The organism is Thauera aminoaromatica S2, assembly GCF_000310185.1.
GTDB classification, from domain to species: Bacteria; Pseudomonadota; Gammaproteobacteria; order Burkholderiales; family Rhodocyclaceae; genus Thauera; species Thauera aminoaromatica.
The window spans coordinates 1-17,273 of sequence record NZ_AMXD01000085.1 but is presented as its reverse complement, the minus strand read 5'-3'; the positions used below and the strand labels follow the sequence as shown (position 1 = coordinate 17,273).

17 protein-coding genes and 1 pseudogene are annotated in these 17,273 nt (G+C 68.2%); 9 read left to right on the top strand and 9 right to left on the bottom strand.

What is annotated here, in order from left to right; genetic code table 11:
* The 3 genes and pseudogenes from C665_RS13055 to yjgA all read right to left on the bottom strand — a co-directional run.
* Positions 1-290, bottom strand: a pseudogene (locus C665_RS13055) (methyltransferase); the annotation flags it as partial.
* 23 nt (positions 291-313) lie between these two features.
* Complete coding sequence (mog, locus tag C665_RS13050; protein WP_004313539.1) at positions 314-904, bottom strand: molybdopterin adenylyltransferase; 591 nt, start codon at positions 902-904, stop codon at positions 314-316.
* On the bottom strand, positions 901-1,485 hold the full coding sequence (gene yjgA, locus C665_RS13045; RefSeq protein WP_004313537.1) for a ribosome biogenesis factor YjgA: 585 nt from the start codon (positions 1,483-1,485) through the stop codon (positions 901-903). The genes mog and yjgA overlap by 4 nt, the downstream gene beginning before the upstream one ends.
* Positions 1,486-1,550: 65 nt before the next feature.
* On the opposite strand from yjgA, the gene pmbA reads away from it, so the two are divergent.
* Positions 1,551-2,897, top strand: a complete 1,347-nt coding sequence (gene pmbA / locus C665_RS13040) for a metalloprotease PmbA (protein ID WP_004313535.1) — start codon at positions 1,551-1,553, stop codon at positions 2,895-2,897.
* A 116-nt stretch (positions 2,898-3,013) separates the two neighbouring features.
* Positions 3,014-4,120, top strand: coding sequence for a TRAP transporter substrate-binding protein (locus C665_RS13035; protein WP_004313534.1), 1,107 nt, complete (start codon positions 3,014-3,016; stop codon positions 4,118-4,120).
* 64 nt (positions 4,121-4,184) lie between these two features.
* Here the strand turns inward: C665_RS13035 and C665_RS13030 are convergent, their stop codons facing one another.
* Both C665_RS13030 and C665_RS13025 read right to left on the bottom strand, forming a co-directional pair.
* A complete protein-coding gene (locus tag C665_RS13030) occupies positions 4,185-5,828 on the bottom strand; it encodes a TRAP transporter large permease (RefSeq protein WP_004313532.1) in 1,644 nt (547 codons plus the stop codon).
* Positions 5,825-6,421, bottom strand: coding sequence for a TRAP transporter small permease subunit (locus tag C665_RS13025; protein WP_004313531.1), 597 nt, complete (start codon positions 6,419-6,421; stop codon positions 5,825-5,827). The genes C665_RS13030 and C665_RS13025 overlap by 4 nt, the downstream gene beginning before the upstream one ends.
* 123 nt (positions 6,422-6,544) lie before the next feature.
* Here C665_RS13025 and C665_RS13020 point away from each other — a divergent pair, with 123 nt between their 5' ends.
* The 7 genes from C665_RS13020 (at position 6,545) to ribD (ending at position 14,002) form a co-directional block, all read left to right on the top strand.
* Complete coding sequence (locus C665_RS13020; protein ID WP_051021740.1) at positions 6,545-7,219, top strand: histidine phosphatase family protein; 675 nt, start codon at positions 6,545-6,547, stop codon at positions 7,217-7,219.
* Positions 7,220-7,346: 127 nt separating this feature from the next.
* The gene (locus C665_RS13015) at positions 7,347-8,429 is read left to right on the top strand and encodes a TRAP transporter substrate-binding protein (RefSeq protein ID WP_040829229.1); all 1,083 of its coding nucleotides are present in this window, start codon (positions 7,347-7,349) and stop codon (positions 8,427-8,429) included.
* 131 nt (positions 8,430-8,560) lie between these two features.
* Positions 8,561-9,163 (top strand): TRAP transporter small permease subunit, encoded by a 603-nt coding sequence (locus C665_RS13010; protein WP_004313525.1) that lies wholly within the window; start codon positions 8,561-8,563, stop codon positions 9,161-9,163.
* Positions 9,160-10,971 carry a TRAP transporter large permease gene (locus C665_RS13005; protein ID WP_004313523.1) on the top strand — a complete coding sequence of 604 codons (1,812 nt, stop codon included), beginning with the start codon at positions 9,160-9,162 and terminating at the stop codon, positions 10,969-10,971. Before C665_RS13010 ends, C665_RS13005 begins: the two co-directional genes overlap by 4 nt.
* Positions 10,972-11,100: 129 nt before the next feature.
* Positions 11,101-12,351, top strand: a complete 1,251-nt coding sequence (gene glyA / locus C665_RS13000; RefSeq protein WP_004313521.1) for a serine hydroxymethyltransferase — start codon at positions 11,101-11,103, stop codon at positions 12,349-12,351.
* A 60-nt stretch (positions 12,352-12,411) separates the two neighbouring features.
* Positions 12,412-12,924, top strand: coding sequence for a transcriptional regulator NrdR (nrdR, locus tag C665_RS12995; protein ID WP_004313518.1), 513 nt, complete (start codon positions 12,412-12,414; stop codon positions 12,922-12,924).
* Positions 12,905-14,002 carry a bifunctional diaminohydroxyphosphoribosylaminopyrimidine deaminase/5-amino-6-(5-phosphoribosylamino)uracil reductase RibD gene (gene ribD, locus C665_RS12990; RefSeq protein WP_004313516.1) on the top strand — a complete coding sequence of 366 codons (1,098 nt, stop codon included), beginning with the start codon at positions 12,905-12,907 and terminating at the stop codon, positions 14,000-14,002. The genes nrdR and ribD overlap by 20 nt, the downstream gene beginning before the upstream one ends.
* Here the strand turns inward: ribD and C665_RS12985 are convergent.
* The 4 genes from C665_RS12985 to C665_RS12970 all read right to left on the bottom strand — a co-directional run.
* Positions 13,988-14,770 (bottom strand): HesA/MoeB/ThiF family protein, encoded by a 783-nt coding sequence (locus tag C665_RS12985; RefSeq protein WP_004313514.1) that lies wholly within the window; start codon positions 14,768-14,770, stop codon positions 13,988-13,990. The two genes, ribD and C665_RS12985, sit on opposite strands and share 15 nt — an antisense overlap.
* A 7-nt stretch (positions 14,771-14,777) precedes the next feature.
* Positions 14,778-15,227 (bottom strand): hypothetical protein, encoded by a 450-nt coding sequence (locus C665_RS12980; RefSeq protein ID WP_004313512.1) that lies wholly within the window; start codon positions 15,225-15,227, stop codon positions 14,778-14,780.
* A gap of 27 nt (positions 15,228-15,254) precedes the next feature.
* Complete coding sequence (locus tag C665_RS12975; protein WP_004313510.1) at positions 15,255-16,706, bottom strand: S41 family peptidase; 1,452 nt, start codon at positions 16,704-16,706, stop codon at positions 15,255-15,257.
* A gap of 44 nt (positions 16,707-16,750) precedes the next feature.
* A partial coding sequence (locus C665_RS12970) for a murein hydrolase activator EnvC family protein (protein ID WP_004313507.1) occupies positions 16,751-17,273 on the bottom strand: 523 nt, incomplete at its 5' end.

Sequence of the window (17,273 nt, the reverse complement as noted above, 5' to 3'; positions counted from 1 at the left end):
AAGGCCTCGGCGGGCGTGGCCGGCGCCTTGCCCGGCTTGGCCGCCCTGCCCGGTTTCCGCGCGCGCGCGTCGGCGCGGCGCGCCATCGCCTGCAGCAGCTGGCGGGCGTTGTGGTAGTCGCCGCGCCACAGCAGGGCGCTGCCCTCGCAGGCCAGGCGCCAGGCCGCATCGGCCTTGGTGGTGTCGTCGGCGATCACCACCCGGCGCGGTGGCGCCTGGCCGCTCTCGGAACGCCAGCGCGCACTGCAGCGGCGCACGCTGCCGTCGTCCGCAAGCTCTTCCCAGGTCAGCGTCGCCGCTGCGCTCGAGGTGCTCACGCCTGCTTCGGCCGCATCGCGTGCTTGGGGCGGAAGGCCTTGATCATCGCGTCGTCGGTCTCGACATACGGACCGCCGACGAGGTCGATGCAGTACGGCACTGCGGCGAAGATGCCGACGTGGCGCACGCTGCCGTCGGCGTCGCGCACGCCTTCGAGGGTTTCGCGGATCGACTTGGGCTGGCCGGGCAGGTTGATGATGAGGCACTTGCCGCGGATCACCGCGACCTGGCGCGACAGGATCGCGGTGGGTACGAAGTTCAGGCTGATGCGGCGCATCTCCTCGCCGAAGCCGGGCATCTCCTTGTCACCGATCGCGAGCGTGGCCTCGGGGGTCACGTCGCGCACCGCCGGACCGGTGCCGCCCGTGGTGAGCACGAGGTTGCAGCCGGCCCGGTCGACCAGCTCCACCAGGGTGCGCTCGATCAACGCACGCTCGTCGGGGATCAGCCGGGTCTCGGCGCTCCACGGCGACGTGAGCGCCCTGCCCAGCCAGTCTTTCAGCGCGGGGATGCCCTGGTCTTCGTAGGTGCCCTCGGAGGCGCGGTCGCTTATCGACACGAGGCCGATGCGGATGTGTTCGCTCATGAGTTCGGTCCCTGTTCTGCGGCGTCCTCGTCGGACGGGGTCTCCGCCGCCTCGGCGGCGGCGTCGCGGGCTTCCTGCAGCTCGCGCAGCACGCGGAAGATCTCGCGGAAGGACTTCGGCGGCTTGGCGGCCTCGCGCTCCTTGAGCGCGTTGCGGCGCAGGGTGCGCAGGTATTGCAGGTCGGCCTCGGGCCAGGTCTCGGCGATGGTGCCGATGGTCTGCTCGTCTTCGAGCAGCTGCTCGCGCAGGCGCTCGAGGCGGTGCATCTTCGCCACCTCGGCGGCGGAGTTGCCGGCGAAGATGTCGAGTTGGGCCTGAATGGGCTCGGGGTCGATCTTGCGCATCAGCTTGCCGATGTACTGCAGCTGGCGGCGGCGCGCCTCCATCTTGAAACCCTGGGCGGCGCGGATGGCCTCGTACAGGGTCTCGGGCAGCGGCACCTTCTTGAGGCGCTCGGGCGAGAGCGCGACGAGTTGCTCGCCGAGGTCCTGCAGCGCCTGCATCTCGCGCTTGCGGCTGCTCTTGCTCGGCGGCTCGGGAAAATCGTCCTCGTCCGCGGGGTCGGAATGGTGGTGGCGCATTGCTTGCATGGGGGGCTGGCTCGATCGGGGTAAGATTATAGCCTTTGCACGCACCCGGCCCGCCCATGTCCAGCCAAGGCTTCTCCTTCTCGCAGGCGCATCTCGCCGAGATCGCCACCGACATCCTGAAATACGCCCGCAAGCACGGCGCCTCGTCGTGCGAGACCGACGTCTCCGAGGGCTTCGGCCAGTCGGTCGCGGTGCGCCGCGGCGAGGTCGACACCATCGAGTACAACCGCGACAAGGGGGTGGGCGTCACGGTGTACCTCGGCCAGCAGCGCGGCTACGCGAGCACCTCCGACTTCTCGAAGAAGGCGCTCAAGGCCACGGTGGACGCCGCGCTCTCGATCGCGCGCTTCACCGCGCCCGACCCCTGCGCCGGGCTGGCCGACGCGGCGCTGATGGCGAAGGCGAAGGACATGCCCGAGCTCGACCTCTTCCATCCGTGGAACATCGACGTCGCGCAGGCCATCGAACTCGCCCGCCGCTGCGAGGACGCCGCCTTCGCGGTCAGCCCGAAGATCGGCAACTCGGAGGGCGCCAACACCTCGATCCAGCAGTCGCACTTCGTGTCGGCGAACAGCCACGGCTTCCTCGGCGGCTACGCCACCACCCGCCACGGTCTGTCGTGCTCGGTGATCGCCGGCGAGGGCGACGCCATGCAGCGCGAATACTGGTACGACTCGCGGCGCGACCCTGCCGAGCTGATGGTGGCCGAGGAGGTTGGCCGGCGCGCCGGCGAGCGCGCGCTGGCGCGCCTGGGTGCGAAGAAGATCCGCACCTGCGAGGTGCCGGTGCTGTTCGAGGCGCAGCTCGCGGTGGCGCTCGTCGGCAACTTCGTGCAGGCGGTGAGCGGCGGCTCGCTCTACCGCAAGTCGAGCTTCCTGCTCGACAGCCTCGGCAAGCAGGTGTTCTCGCCGGTGGTGAGCATCGCCGAGCGCCCGCACCTGAAGAAGGCCTTCGGCTCCAGCCCCTTCGACGGCGACGGCGTGGCCACCCGCGACCGCGAGGTGGTCACCGACGGGGTGCTGAACGGCTACTTCCTCTCCGCCTATTCGGCGCGCAAGCTCGGCCTGCAGACCACCGCCAACGCCGGCGGCTCGCACAACCTGATCGTGAAGGCCGGCGAGCAGGACCTCGCCGGACTGATCCGGCAGATGGACCGCGGCCTGCTCGTGACCGAGCTGCTCGGCCACGGCGTGAACTACGTCACGGGCGATTACTCGCGCGGTGCGGCAGGCTTCTGGGTGGAGAAGGGCCGCATCAAGCACGCTGTCGAGGAGATCACCATCGCCGGCAACCTGCGCGACATGTTCCGCAGCATCGTCGCGGTGGGTAACGACGCCCTGCCGCGCGGCGCCAAGCTGTGCGGCTCGGTGCTGATCGAGCGCATGAAGGTCGCCGGGCGCTGAGCCGGTGTCCGGACTTCATCCCGCCAGCGCGGTACCTTTCCGTCCCGTTGCGCGAGCGGCGTCTATAATCGTTCGCTGAATTCGCTGGAATCCACCCCCGAACACAAGGAGAAATCGTGGAACGTCGTTCATTCCTCAAGAAGGCCAGCGTCGGCCTTGCCGCCGGTGCCGCCGCAGGCGTCGCCTCCACCGCGGCCGTCGCCGCCCCCGCCGTCCAGACCGGCCTGCCCGAGATCAAGTGGCGCATGACCTCGAGCTTCCCCAAGAGCATCGACACCCTGTACGGCAGCGCCGAGTTGCTCGCCAACCGCCTGCGCGAGATCACCGGCGGCAAGTTCGACATCCGCATCTTCCCGGCCGGCGAGATCGTCCCCGGCCTGCAGGCGCTCGACGCGGTGCAGCAGGGCACGGTCGAGATGTGCCACTCGTGCTCGTACTACTACGTCGGCAAGGACAAGACCTTCGCCTTCGGCACCGCCGTGCCCTTCGGCATGAACGCGCGCCAGATGGACGCCTGGATCATCGGCGGCGGCGGCCAGGAGCTGCTCGACGAGTTCTACGGCAACTACAACGTGTATTCCTTCCTCGGCGGCAACACCGGCGTGCAGATGGGCGGCTGGTACCGCAAGCAGATCAACACCCTGGAAGACATCAAGGGCCTGAAGATCCGCATCGCCGGCATCGCCGGCGAGATCATGTCGCGCATGGGCGCGATCCCGCAGCAGATCGCCGGCTCGGACATCTACCCCTCGCTCGAGAAGGGCACCATCGACGCCGCCGAGTGGGTCGCCCCCTACGACGACGAGAAGCTCGGCTTCTACAAGGTCGCGCCCCACTACTACTCGCCGGGCTGGTGGGAGCCGGGCCCGGTGGTGCACTTCTATGTGAACAAGGCCGAGTGGGACAAGCTGCCCAAGGAATACCAGGCCGCCTTCCGCGCCGCCTCGCGCGAGGCGCACATCCAGATGACCGCGATGTACGACCACAAGAACCCGCAGGCGCTCGCCCGCCTGCTCGCGCAGGGCGTCAAGCTGCAGAATTTCTCCAACGAGATCATGAAGAAGGCCTTCGACATCTCGCGCGAGCTGTACGCCGAGGAGGCTGCGAAGAACCCGGCGTGGGCCAAGATCTACGCCGAGTTCGAGAAGTACCGCAAGTCGCAGAACGCGTGGTTCAGCGTCGCCGAGGCGGGCTTCGACCGCTTCATGCAGTCGGTGCGCTGACGGGCTTCAGGCGTCAGGCGCAAAAAAAGCCGGGCATGCCCGGCTTTTTTCATGGTGCGCACGCTCAGTCGCCCTGCAGTTGCCGCATCAGGTCGGCGTTCGAATCGCCCGCCGCTGCGGCCCCGCCGCCGCCCTGCAGCAGTTGCTCGAGGTCGAGTTCCTGCTGCTGCGCCGGCTTCGCGCCCGCGTCACCGTAGGACACCAGGCCGGGGAAGGCGATGATGAGGCCGACCATGACGAGCTGGATGATCACGAAGGGCACCGCACCCCAGTAGATCGACGCCGTCTTCACCTTCTCCGACGCCACCGAGCGCAGGAAGAAGAGCGCGAAGCCGAAGGGTGGATGCAGGAAGGAGGTCTGCATGTTCACCGCCAGCAGCACGCCGAACCAGATCAGGTCGATGCCGAGCTTGTCCGCCACCGGCGCGAGCAGGGGCACGATGATGAAGGCGAGCTCGAAGTAGTCGAGGAAGAAGGCGAGCACGAAGACCAGCAGGTTCACCGCGACCAGGAAGCCGGTCTGGCCGCCCGGCAGCGAGGTCATCAGGTGCTCGACCCAGAGGTCGCCGTTGACGCCGCGGAAGGTGAGGCCGAACACGCTGGAGCCGATCAGGATGAAGATCACGAAGCACGACAGCTTGGTGGTCGAATCCATCGCCTGCTTGAGCAGCGGCAGCGACAGGCGGCGGCGCGCGAGCGCCATCAGCACCGCACCGAGCGCGCCCATCGCGCCCCCCTCGGTCGGCGTGGCGACGCCGATGAAGATCGTGCCCAGCACGAGGAAGATCAGCCCGAGCGGCGGGATCAGCACGAAGGTCACGCGCTCGGCCATGCGCGACAGCAGGCCGATGCCGAACAGCCGGTTGATCATCGCCGCCACGAAGGCGATGCCGATGCCGACCATGGCCGACACCACCACGACCTCGTCGCGCGGCGCATCGGCACGATAGAGCTGGCTGGCGAAGAGCCAGGCTCCCGCGACCGACACCAGGGTGAGGACGGCGAGCGAGCGCATCCCGCTGGCACCGTCGGGCTCGCGCAGCGTGCGCGCCTCGAGCGGCATCGCCGGCGCGTGGGACGGCCGCAAGATCGCCACCAGCGCGACATAGGCGACGTACATGCCGGTGAGCACCAGACCGGGCAGCAGCGCGCCCTGGTACATGTCGCCGACGCTGCGGCCGAGCTGGTCGGCCATCACGATCAGCACCAGCGAGGGCGGGATGATCTGCGCCAGCGTGCCCGACGCGGCGATCACGCCGGTGGCCAGGCGGTGGTCGTAGCCGTAGCGCAGCATGATCGGCAGCGAGATCAGCCCCATCGAGATCACCGAGGCCGCGACCACGCCGGTGGTCGCGGCGAGCAGCGCGCCGACGAAGATCACCGCGAAGGCCAGGCCGCCGCGGATCGGCCCGAAGAGCTGGCCGATGGTGTCGAGCAGGTCCTCGGCCATGCCGCTGCGCTCGAGGACCAGCCCCATGAAGGTGAAGAAGGGCACCGCGAGCAGGGTGTCGTTGGCCATGATGCCGAAGATGCGCTCGGGCAGGGCCTGGAAGAGCGCGCCGTGGAGCAGGCCGAGCTCGATGCCGACGAGGCCGAACAGGATGCCGTTGGCCGCGAGCGCGAACGCCACCGGGAAGCCGAACAACAGGAACAGCACCATGGACGCGAACATCAGCGGGGCCATGTTGGCGACGAGGAACTCGGTCATGGCTCCACCCTCCCCTCGCGCTGCGCCCTGATCGCCTCCACCAGCTCCGCGGTCGCGGCGCCGGCGGACTTCTTCAGCAATGGATTGGGGCCGTGACCGGTCAGGAAGGCGATGCGCTTGACCAGCTCGGAGACGGCCTGCAGCACGAGCAGGCCGAGGCCGAGCGGCAGCAGCATCTTCACCGGCCAGCGGATCAGGCCGCCGGAGTTTTGCGACATCTCGCCCGAGGCCAGCGAGGTCATCACGATCGGCCACGACAGCCACAGGATCAGCACCGCCATCGGCAGCAGGAAGAACAGGATGCCGAGGATGTCGACCACGTTCTGTCCGCGTGCCGACAAGCGGCTGGTGAGGATGTCGATGCGCACGTGCTCGTTGCGCAGGAAGGTGTAGCCCGCGGCGAGCATGAAGATCGCGGCGAACAGGTACCACTGGATCTCGAGCAGGGCGTTGGAACTTGTGTTAAACAGCTTGCGGACGAGCGCGTTGCCGGCGCTGATCACCACGGCGACCAGCACCAGCCACATCACGGCGCGTCCGACCCGTTCGTTGATCCAGTCGATCAAGCGGGATAAGCGCAGCAGAGAGTGCACGGGGGAAACTCCGGAAACCGGGGCGGCGCGCCGCCCCGGTGCCGCTTTGCGAGCCGGCAGGCCTGAAAAATCTCGATTATCCCACAAGGGCCGCCCTCCCCGGACGGCCGCTTGCCCATAATGATGAAAACACGAAACTCGACACAATCCGCACATGCCTGCAGGATCTGCCTCGTCCGTCACGGCGAAACCGCCTGGAACGCCGAGCGCCGCCTGCAGGGCCACATCGACGTCCCGCTCAACCCGCGCGGCCTGTCTCAGGCCGAAGCCACCGCGCGCAGCCTCGCGCACGCCGGCGAACGCTTCGCCGCGCTCTACAGCAGCGACCTGCAGCGCGCGCGCCAGACCGCCGACGCGGTCGCTCGCACCCACGGACTCGCCGCCACCCACGACACGCGCCTGCGCGAGCGCCACTACGGCGTGCTGCAGGGGCTGACCTTCGAGGAGGCCGAGCGTCAGCAGCCACAGGCCTGGCAGCACTTCAAGAAGCGCGACCCGCAGGTGGCGCTCGACAGCGGCGGCGAGAGCCTGCATGGGCTCGCCGCACGCGTGCAGGCAGCCTTGGAGGAGATTGCCGCGCGCCACGCCGGCGAGACGGTGGTGGTGGTGACCCACGGCGGCGTGCTCGACATCGCTCACCGCCTGGCCACCGGCAAGCCGCTCGAAGCCGTGCGCGACTTCGCGATCCCGAACGCGGCGCTCAACTGGGTCGAACACACGTCCGGGTGCTGGCGGCTGCTCGCCTGGGCCGACGAGAGCCACCTCGCCAGCGCGCTGGACGAGCTACCAGGAAACTGATGCGATGTGCATCGAAAATGACGAAGTCCCGCGCGATTAGGGTTTTCCGCGGATTACAGCCCGGTATCGGGTCTTTCTATAATCGCATTGAAGGCCTCGATCACACCTCACGCGACAAGGAGACACCGTGGAACGTCGTAAATTTCTGCAGGGCGCCGGCATGGCCGGCATTCTCGCCGCCGGCACCGCACCGGCCATCGTCAACGCCCAGCAGCAGATCCGCTGGCGCTTGGCCTCCAGCTTCCCGAAATCGCTCGAGACGGTGTTCGGCGCGAGCGAGGCATTCGCCAAGTACGTGTCGGAGGCGACCGGCGGCAAGTTCGTGATCTCGGTGCACCCGGCGGGCGAGCTCGTCCCCGCCTTCGGCGTGGTCGACGCGGTACAGCAGGGCACCATCGAGTGCGCCCACACCGCGCCCTACTACTTCTTCGGCAAGGACGAGACCTTCGCCTTCGACTGCACGATCCCCTTCGGCATGACCTCGCGCGCCATGAGCGCGTGGATGTTCGAGGGCAACGGCCTCAAGCTGATGCGCGAGTTCTACGCCCAGTTCAACATCGTGAACTTCCCCTGCGGCAACACCGGCGCCCAAATGGGTGGCTGGTTCCGCAAGGAGATCAAGTCGGTCAAGGACATCGAGGGCCTGAAGATGCGCATCGGCGGCTTCGGCGGACGCGTGCTCGCCAAGCTCGGCGCGGTGCCGCAGAACATTCCCGCCGGCGAGATCTACCAGTCGCTGGAGAAGGGCACGATCGACGCCGCCGAATGGATCGGCCCCTATGACGACCTCAAACTCGGCCTGCACAAGGTGGCGCAGCACTACTACTTCCCGGCGTGGTGGGAAGGCAGCACGCAGTTCTCGGTGTACATCAACGACAAGCAGTGGAACGGCCTGTCGGCCGAGTACAAGGCGATCGTCGAGCAGGCCTCCCGCGCCGCCCACGTCACCTGTCAGGCGCGCTACGACGGCCGCAACCCCGGCTCGCTCAAGCAGCTGATCGCCGAAGGCGCCAAGCTGTCGCGCTTCCCGAAGGACTTCATGGACGCCGCCTTCAAGGCGTCGCGCGAGGTCTATGCCGAGCTCAACGAGAAGAACGCCAACTGGAAGAAGGTCTACCCCGACTACAGCCGCTTCCTCGCCGACCAGGTGCAGTGGGAGTCGGTTGCCGAAGGCAACTACGCGCAGTACCTGGCTTCGCAGAAGCTGTGACGATCGGATGTCCGGGCGCCGCTGCTTGCGTTCCGGACATCGCTCGCGGCACCCCCGCCCCCTCCCTCACGCCGAGCGAAGCCCTGGCCCCGCTCGGCATTTTTGTGCACGCAAGCCTCGAGGCGAGCCAAATGGACACCCTCCTCCGAATTTCACACGGCATCGATGCCGTAAGCCGATTCTTCGGCAAGTTCATCATCTGGCTCGTGCTCGCCGCCGCGCTGATCAGCGCCGGAAACGCCGTCGCGCGCAAGGCCTTCAACATTGGCTCGAACGCTTTCCTCGAGATCCAGTGGTATCTCTTCGGCGCGGTCTTCCTGCTCGGCGCCGGCTACACCTTCCTGCAGAACGCCCACGTCCGCATCGACGTGCTCGCGAGCAAGCTGTCGATGCGCACGCGCATGGTCATCGACATCGCCGGAATCATCGTGTTTCTGCTGCCGCTGTGCTGGTTCATGATCCAGTTCGCGTGGCCGGTGGTGGTGGGCGCCTACGCTTCGGGAGAGATGTCGTCGAACGCCGGCGGCCTGATCCGCTGGCCGGTGTATGCCCTGGTGCCGTTCGGCTTCGCGCTGCTCGGCCTGCAGGCGATCTCGGAGCTGATCAAGCGCTTCGCCTTCCTGCAGGGCAAGGCGCCCAACCCGCTGCTGCACGGTGCGCACGAGAGCAACGAGGCGCACGACGTCGAACACGCCCAACCCCATCATGACGACGCCGGCGAGGTGCGGAAATGATCGAACTCTTCACCGCCCACGCTCCCGAACTGATGTTCGGGTCGCTGCTGGCCTTCCTGCTCACCGGCTTCCCGGTCGCCTTCGCCCTCGCCGCCTGCGGGCTGCTGTTCGGCTTCATCGGCGTCGAGATCGGCCTGTTGTCGCCCAGCATCTTCCAGGCGCTGCCGCTGCGCGTCTTCGGCATCATCCAGAACGACACCCTGCTCGCGATTCCCTTCTTCACCCTGATGGGCCTGGTGCTCGAACGCAGCGGCATGGCCGAGGAGCTGCTCGACACCGTCGGCCAGGTGTTCGGGCCGATCCGCGGCGGGCTCGCGCTGGCGGTGATCTTCGTCGGCGCCCTGCTCGCGGCGACCACCGGCGTGGTCGCCGCCGCGGTGATCTCGATGGGCCTGATCTCGCTGCCGATCATGCTGCGCTACGGCTACAGCCCGGCCATCGCCAGCGGCGCAATCACCGCCTCGGGCACGCTGGCGCAGATCGTGCCGCCCTCGCTGGTGCTGATCGTGATCGCAGACCAGCTTGGTCGCAGCGTCGGCGACCTCTACAAGGGCGCCTTCATCCCCGCCTTCATCCTGATCGGCCTGTATGTGCTGTTCATCATCGGCCTGGCGATCTTCAAGCCGGCCATGGTCCCGGCCCTGCCGCCGGAAGCGCGCAGCTACCGCGAGCCGGATGGCAGTTCGGGCATGCGCTCACTCGGCGTGTTCACCTTGTTCGTCACCGCCGTCTCGGTCACCTTCGGCATGTACTACAGCGAGATCCTGAGCGCATTCAAGGGCACCGAGGTCAAGGCGGCACTGGACGAGACCATCGTCGTCGCGCTCACCGGCGGCACGCTGTTCGCGTTCGCCGCCGCCATGGTGAACAAGGTGACCGGCATGGGTCTGCTGTCGCGCATCACCGAGCGCGTGACCTTCGTGCTGATCCCGCCCCTGGCGCTGATCTTCCTGGTGCTCGGCACGATCTTCCTCGGCGTGGCGACGCCGACCGAAGGCGGCGCGATGGGTGCGGTGGGCGGCATGATCATGGCGTTCTCGCGCGGCAAGCTCGACATGACGTTGCTCAAGCACGGTCTCGAATCCACCGCGCGGCTGTCGTGCTTCGTGATGTTCATCCTCATCGGCTCGACGATCTTCAGCTTCACCTTCACCGCGGTCGATGGTCCGATCTGGGTCGAGCACCTGTTCGACAAGCTGCCCGGCGGCGAGATCGGCTTCCTGGTGTTTGTGAACACGGTGATCTTCTTCCTCGGCTTCTTCATCGACTTCTTCGAGATCGCCTTCATCCTGGTGCCGCTGCTGGCGCCGGTGGCCGACAAGCTGGGCATCGACCTGGTGTGGTTCGGCGTGCTGCTGGCGATGAACCTGCAGACCTCCTTCCTGACCCCGCCCTTCGGCTTCGCGCTGTTCTATCTGCGCAGCGTGGCGCCAGCGAAGGACTACCTCGACCGCGTGACGAAGAAGCGCGTGGCCGGCGTCAAGACGATGGACATCTACGCCGGCTCGATCCCCTTCGTGCTGATGCAGATCGTCATGGTGGTGGCCTTGATCGCGTTCCCGGGCCTGGTGACCTTCACGCTGGACAAGAAGATGGAGGTCGACCTCGACACCATCGAGATCAAGGTCGACGGTGGCGGCGACGGTGGCGGCTGGGGCGCGCAGCAGTCCGACAGCTGGGGTGGCGGGGCATCGCCTGCGGAACCCCCCGGCAGCGCAGCGCCGGAGGGCAGCGGCACGCCCCCTTCAGGAGAGCCCGCAGCGGCCGCAGGCAACGAGGGCTACGGCACGCAGCAGCGCGGCTGGTAAGGCCGCCGCCTCCCTGCCGGCGGCGGGCGTCCGACGGGCGCCCGCCGCTTTTTCGTGCATCGCCGCATGCTAGAATCGCGCGTCCGAATCCCCTCGATTCCGCCCAACCCCATCCGGTAAGCAGACGCCATGTTCTCTTCGCAAGACACCCTCGCCAAAGTCGATCCCGAGCTGTGGTCCGCCATCCAGGCCGAAAACAAGCGCCAGGAAGACCACATCGAACTGATCGCCTCCGAAAACTACGTCTCCCACGCGGTGATGGAAGCCCAAGGCTCCCAGCTCACCAACAAGTACGCCGAGGGTTACCCGGGCAAGCGCTACTACGGCGGCTGCGAACACGTCGACATCGCCGAGCAGCTGGCCATCGACCGCCTCAAGGCGCTGTTCGGCGCCGAGGCCGCCAACGTGCAGCCGAACTCCGGCTCGCAGGCCAACCAGGCCGTGCTGATGGCCTTCGCCAAGCCGGGCGACACCATCATGGGCATGAGCCTGGCCGAAGGCGGCCACCTCACCCACGGCATGCCGCTGAACATGTCCGGCAAGTGGTTCAACGTGGTCGCCTACGGTCTCGACGCCAAGGAAGAGATCGACTATGACAAGATGGAAGCGCTGGCGCGCGAGCACAAGCCCAAGATCATCATCGCGGGCGCCTCGGCCTACGCGCTGCGCATCGACTTCGAGCGCTTCGCGAAGATCTCCAAGGAAGTCGGCGCGATCTTCTGGGTCGACATGGCGCACTACGCCGGCCTCATCGCCGCGGGCTTCTACCCCAACCCGGTGCCGCACGCCGACGTCGTCACCTCGACCACCCACAAGACCCTGCGCGGCCCGCGCGGCGGCATCATCCTGATGAAGGCCGAGCACGAGAAGGCGCTCAACTCGGCGATCTTCCCCGGCCTGCAGGGCGGCCCGCTGATGCACGTCATCGCGGCCAAGGCGGTGGCCTTCAAGGAGGCGGCCTCGCCCGCGTTCCGCGACTACCAGGAGCAGGTGATCGCCAACGCCCGCGTGATGGCACGCGTGCTGTCCGAGGAGCGCGGCCTGCGCATCGTCTCCGGCCGCACCGAGAGCCACGTCTTCCTGGTCGACCTGCGCAACAAGAAGATCACCGGCAAGGCCGCCGAGGCGGTGCTGGGCAGCGCCCACATCACGGTGAACAAGAACTCGATCCCGAATGACCCCGAGAAGCCCTTCACCACCTCGGGCATCCGCCTCGGCTCGCCGGCGATGACCACGCGCGGCTTCACCGAGATCGAGGCCGAGAAGATCGCCCACCTGATCGCCGACGTGCTCGACGCACCGCAGGACGAGACGGTGATCGCGCGCGTGCGCGGCCAGGTGGCCGAGCTGTGCGCGAAGTTCCCGGTCTACGGCAAGTAAGCCGTTCGGCGGAGCGGGCGCCGCAATGGCACCCGCCCCGCCCGGCGCCGCCTTCCGGCCATGAAATGCCCCTTCTGCGCTGACCCCAACACCCAGGTCACCGACACGCGCGAGAACGAGGACGGCGATGTCGTCCGGCGTCGCCGTCGCTGCGTCAAGTGCGACAAGCGCTTCACCACGTATGAGCGCATCGACCTCAAGATGCCTCACATCGTCAAGCGCAACGGCAACCGCACCGAGTTCGACCACGCCAAGCTCGCCGGCAGCATGAAGCTGGCGCTACGCAAGCGCCCGGTCACCATCGAGGCCATCGACGCTGCGGTGGACCGCATCGAGGCGCGCCTGCTCGCCATGGGCGAACAGGAAGTCCCGAGCGAGAAGATCGGCGAGCTGGTCATGAAGGAACTCAAGAAGCTCGACAAGGTGGCCTACATCCGCTTCGCGTCGGTGTATCGCAACTTCGCCGACGTCGACGAGTTCGCCGAGGTGATCCGCGAGGTGCAGACGCGCCCGCGGCGCGGCAAGGCCGACAAGGGCGGAGCGGACCCCGGACATGACCTTTTCGGCGGCTGACCACGCCGCCATGGCGCGCGCGCTGCAGCTCGCCGCCCGCGGCCTCGACACCACCTCGCCCAACCCGCGCGTGGGCTGTGTGATCGTGCGCGACGGCACGACCGTCGGCGAGGGCTGGCACGCGCGCGCCGGCGAGGCCCACGCCGAAGTCCACGCGCTGCGCCAGGCCGGAGCGGCCGCGCGCGGTGCCACCGCCTACGTCACCCTGGAGCCGTGCTCGCACTTCGGCCGCACCCCACCCTGCGCCGACGCGCTGATCGAGGCCGGCGTGGCGCGCGTGATCGCCGCCATGGAAGACCCCAACCCGCTCGTCGCCGGGCGCGGTCTCGCCCGCCTGCGCGCTTCCGGCATCGCCGCCGCGCACGGCCTGCTCGCCGAGGCGGCGCAAGAGCTCAACATCGGCTTCGTTTCACGCATGACGCGCGGTCGGCCCTGGGTGCGGCTCAAGGTCGCCGGCACGCTCGACGGCAAGAGCGCGCTCGACAACGGCGTCAGCCAGTGGATCACCGGCCCGGCCGCACGCCGCGACGGCCACCGCTGGCGCGCGCGCGCATGCGCGATCCTGACCGGCATCGGCACGGTGCGCGAGGACGATCCGCAACTCGGCGTGCGCGACGTGCCCTGCGAACGCCAGCCGCTGCGCATCCTGGTCGATGCGCGCCTGGAGGTGTCGCCGCAGGCCCGCATCCTGCAGGGCGAACCCATCCTGATCGCCACCGGCAGCACGGATCAAGCCCGCATCGACATGCTGCGCGCGGCCGGCCACGAGATCGTCTTCGTGCCCAACGCGGCCGGCAAGGTGGATCTGGGTGCGCTGCTGCGCCTGCTGGGCGAGCGCGGCATCAACGAGCTGCACGTCGAGGCCGGCTTCAAGCTCAACGGCTCGCTGCTGCGCGAGGGCTGCGTGGACGAGCTGCTGATCTACCTGGCGCCGATGCTGGTCGGCGACGCCGCGCAGGGGCTCTTCAACCTGCCCGCGCTCACCCGCCTGGAAGGCGCCACAAGGCTGGACATCCGCGACCTGCGCCGCATCGGCCCCGACCTGCGCCTGATCGCGCGACCGCTAGCGCAGGGCTGATTCCACCGCTCCGGCGCATCGCGCCGTCCCGCACACCGCGCAGCCGGGGTCGCGCCCGAGCGCGACACTGCGCCATTCCATCGACAAGCCGTCGAGCAGCAGCAAGCGGCCGTCGAGCGTGCGCCCGCAACCAATGAGGACCTTGAGCGCCTCGGCAGCCTGGATGGTGCCGACGATGCCGACGATGGGGGCGAACACGCCCATCACCGCACAGCGCACCTCCTCGATGTCCTCGCCTTCCGGGAACAGGCAGTGGTAGCAGCCGCTGTCGGGCTTGCGCAGGTCGAACACCGAGACCTGACCGTCGAAGCGGATCGCCGCGCCCGACACCAGCGGCTTGCGGTGCTTCACGCAGGCGCGATTGATGGCGTGGCGGGTGGCGAAGTTGTCGGTGCAGTCGAGCACCACGTCGGCGCGCCCCACCTCGGCCTCGAGTGCCTCGCCCTCCAGGCGCGCCTGGATCGGCTCGAGCCGGGTCTGCGGGTTGAGCCGGTGCAGCGTGGCACGTGCCGAGGCGACCTTGGGCAGGCCGACCATGTCGGCCGAGTGCATGATCTGGCGCTGCAGGTTGGTGAGATCGACCGTATCGTGGTCGGCGAGCACGAGGGTGCCGACCCCGGCGGCGGCAAGGTACATCGCCGCGGGCGAGCCCAGCCCGCCCGCGCCGACCACCAGCGCGCGCGCGTCGAGCAGGGCCTGCTGGCCTTCGACGTCGATCTCGGGCAGCAGGATGTGGCGGCTGTAGCGCAGCAGCTGGTCGTCGTTCATCGCCCGATTACTTGTATTCGCGCAGTTCGAGCGGGGTGTCGTCGTGGTCGCCATGCACGTGGTGGTCCCAGGCCTGGATGTAGACCTCGTTGGACTGCTTGATCAGGCGTTCGGGCGACAGCAGGTTGTGGCGCTGGGTCTCCTCGCTGAAATACACGAGTGCCCGCACCAGCTTGATGTAGAGCGAATTCTCCAGCGCAAAGCCGGCCTCGCGCAGCGCGTCCTCGAGCGACTCGAGCGAATAGTCGAGCACCGAGTAGCGCACCACGATGCCCAGCGGATCGTCGGTGCGCTCGAGCTGCAGGCCCTTGAGCAGTTGCAGCGACTTCCAGGCGCGCTCCACCTGCCCGGGCGGGAGCGGCTTGAAGCGGATCTCGCGATGCTTGTGGATATCGGCGCCCGGCAAGGGCCGGTCGTGATGCCGGCCCGCCAGCTTGTAGGCAGTTTCCCTGCGCATGATCGTCCCCCCGGCCGGACTCCCGGCTTACTGTTTCGCCGCCGCAGGCTGCGCGGCCCCGGCCGCCGCGGCCTGTCCCCCGGCCGCTTCGGCCTCGACGGCCGGCGCGGCGTGGGCGATGTCCTCGCCCTTGAGCAGGCGGATCGCCTGCTTGAGCTGGTGGTCGTTGTCGCCCGCGAGCTCGAAGCGCGCAGTCTCGGCCGCGGTTTCTTCTGCCGGCGCGCCGTCCGCCTTGCCGGCAGCGGCCTTCGCGGCCTCCACGGCGCCCTTGTCGTTCTCGAGATGCCCCAGCAGATCGGCCTCGCGCACGCGGCGGCCGGACCCGTTGGCGGTCTCCTCGACGACGATGTCGGGCGCGATGCCCTTGGCCTGGATCGAGCGCCCGCTCGGCGTGTAGTAGCGTGCGGTGGTGAGCTTGATCGCGGTGTTGTTGTTGAGCGGCAGGATGGTCTGCACCGAGCCCTTGCCGAAGGTCTGCGTGCCGATCACCCTGGCGCGCTTGTGATCCTGCAGCGCGCCGGCGACGATCTCCGAGGCCGAGGCCGAGCCCGCGTTCACCAGCACCACCATCGGCACGTCGCGCGCATAGGCCGGCAGGCGGCGCAGGAAGTCGTCGCGGGTGCCGCGCAGGTAGTCGGCCTGGATGGCGCGGTACTCGCGCTTGGCGTCCTCGGTGCGGCCGTCGGTGCTCACCACGAGGGTCTCTTCGGGCAGGAAGGCCGCCGACACGCCCACGGCGCCGTGCAGCAGGCCGCCAGGGTCGTTGCGCAGGTCGAGTACCAGGCCCTGCACCGGGCCCTGAGCGCCGAGCTTGGCCAGGTGCTCGACCACCGACGCGGCGGTGTTCTCCTGGAACTGCGCGATGCGCAGGTAGGCGTAGCCGGGCTCCACCACCTTGGACTTGACGCTCTGCACCTTGATGACTTCGCGCGTCAGCTTGATCACGATCGGCTGCGACTGCCCCTTGCGCATGATCGTGAGGATGATGTCGGTGCGCGGCTTGCCGCGCATGCGCTTGACCGCGTCGTTGAGGCTCATGCCCTTGACCGGGGTGTCGTCCAGCTTGACGATCAGGTCGCCCGCCAGCACACCGGCGCGGAAGGCCGGAGTATCCTCGATCGGCGAGATCACCTTGACGAAGCCGTCTTCCATGCCGACCTCGATGCCGAGACCGCCGAATTCGCCCTGGGTGCCGACCTGGAGGTCCTTGAAGGCCTCGGCGTCGAGATAGGCGGAGTGCGGATCCAGCCCGGAGAGCATGCCGCTGATCGAGTCGGTGATCAGCTTCTTGTCCTCCACCGGCTCGACGTAGCCTTGCTTGATCGCGTTGAAGACGTCGGCATAGGCGCGCAACTCGTCGACCGGCAGCGGCAGGGGCGCGCTGCGGTCGGCGTTGGCGGAGAAATTGAGGCTGATCATGATCCCGGCCACCATGCCGGTCATGACGAGGCCGAACTGTTTCAGCTTGCTGCTGCGCATGAGAACTCCAGTAGTGCGCCGACCGCCCCGGTCGGCCGTCCCGTCTAGTTGAGCCGCATCCATTGCATCGGATCGAGCGGCTGCCCCTGGTGACGGATCTCGAAGTATAAACCCGAATCGTTGCCCACCCCGGCGGCGCCCACGCTGGCGATCGGCTCGCCACCGCCGACGCGATCGCCCACTTCCTTGAGCAGGGAATCGTTGTTGCCGTAGATGGTCAGGTAGTCGCTGCCGTGGTCGACGATGATGAGGTTGCCGTACCCGCGCAACCAGTCCGAGAAGACCACTTCCCCGCCGGCCACCGAACGCACTTCGGCACCGTTGCCGGCGCGGATGAACACGCCCTTCCAGGTGGTTCCACCCTCCGCCCTTGGAGCACCAAAGCGGCCCACGAGTTCTCCGCGCACCGGAAAGCGCAGCTGCCCGCGCAGCTGGTTGAAGCGCACGCCGGTGGGCGTGGCACTGGCGGCGTCGCGGACCTCGCCGACCACCGGCTCGGGGCGCTGCGCACGCTCCACCCGTGCCGGCGGCGGCGCCTCGAGGCGTGGCACCGGCGCCGGCTCCGCG

Coding starts and splice junctions, on each gene's coding strand:
- mog (WP_004313539.1), bottom strand. CDS start 904: ATGAGCGAACACATCCGCATCGGCCTCGTGTCGATAAGCGACCGCGCC.
- yjgA (WP_004313537.1), bottom strand. CDS start 1,485: ATGCGCCACCACCATTCCGACCCCGCGGACGAGGACGATTTTCCCGAG.
- pmbA (WP_004313535.1), top strand. CDS start 1,551: ATGTCCAGCCAAGGCTTCTCCTTCTCGCAGGCGCATCTCGCCGAGATC.
- C665_RS13030 (WP_004313532.1), bottom strand. CDS start 5,828: ATGACCGAGTTCCTCGTCGCCAACATGGCCCCGCTGATGTTCGCGTCC.
- C665_RS13020 (WP_051021740.1), top strand. CDS start 6,545: ATGAAAACACGAAACTCGACACAATCCGCACATGCCTGCAGGATCTGC.
- C665_RS13010 (WP_004313525.1), top strand. CDS start 8,561: ATGGACACCCTCCTCCGAATTTCACACGGCATCGATGCCGTAAGCCGA.
- C665_RS13005 (WP_004313523.1), top strand. CDS start 9,160: ATGATCGAACTCTTCACCGCCCACGCTCCCGAACTGATGTTCGGGTCG.
- glyA (WP_004313521.1), top strand. CDS start 11,101: ATGTTCTCTTCGCAAGACACCCTCGCCAAAGTCGATCCCGAGCTGTGG.
- nrdR (WP_004313518.1), top strand. CDS start 12,412: ATGAAATGCCCCTTCTGCGCTGACCCCAACACCCAGGTCACCGACACG.
- ribD (WP_004313516.1), top strand. CDS start 12,905: ATGACCTTTTCGGCGGCTGACCACGCCGCCATGGCGCGCGCGCTGCAG.
- C665_RS12985 (WP_004313514.1), bottom strand. CDS start 14,770: ATGAACGACGACCAGCTGCTGCGCTACAGCCGCCACATCCTGCTGCCC.
- C665_RS12980 (WP_004313512.1), bottom strand. CDS start 15,227: ATGCGCAGGGAAACTGCCTACAAGCTGGCGGGCCGGCATCACGACCGG.
- C665_RS12975 (WP_004313510.1), bottom strand. CDS start 16,706: ATGCGCAGCAGCAAGCTGAAACAGTTCGGCCTCGTCATGACCGGCATG.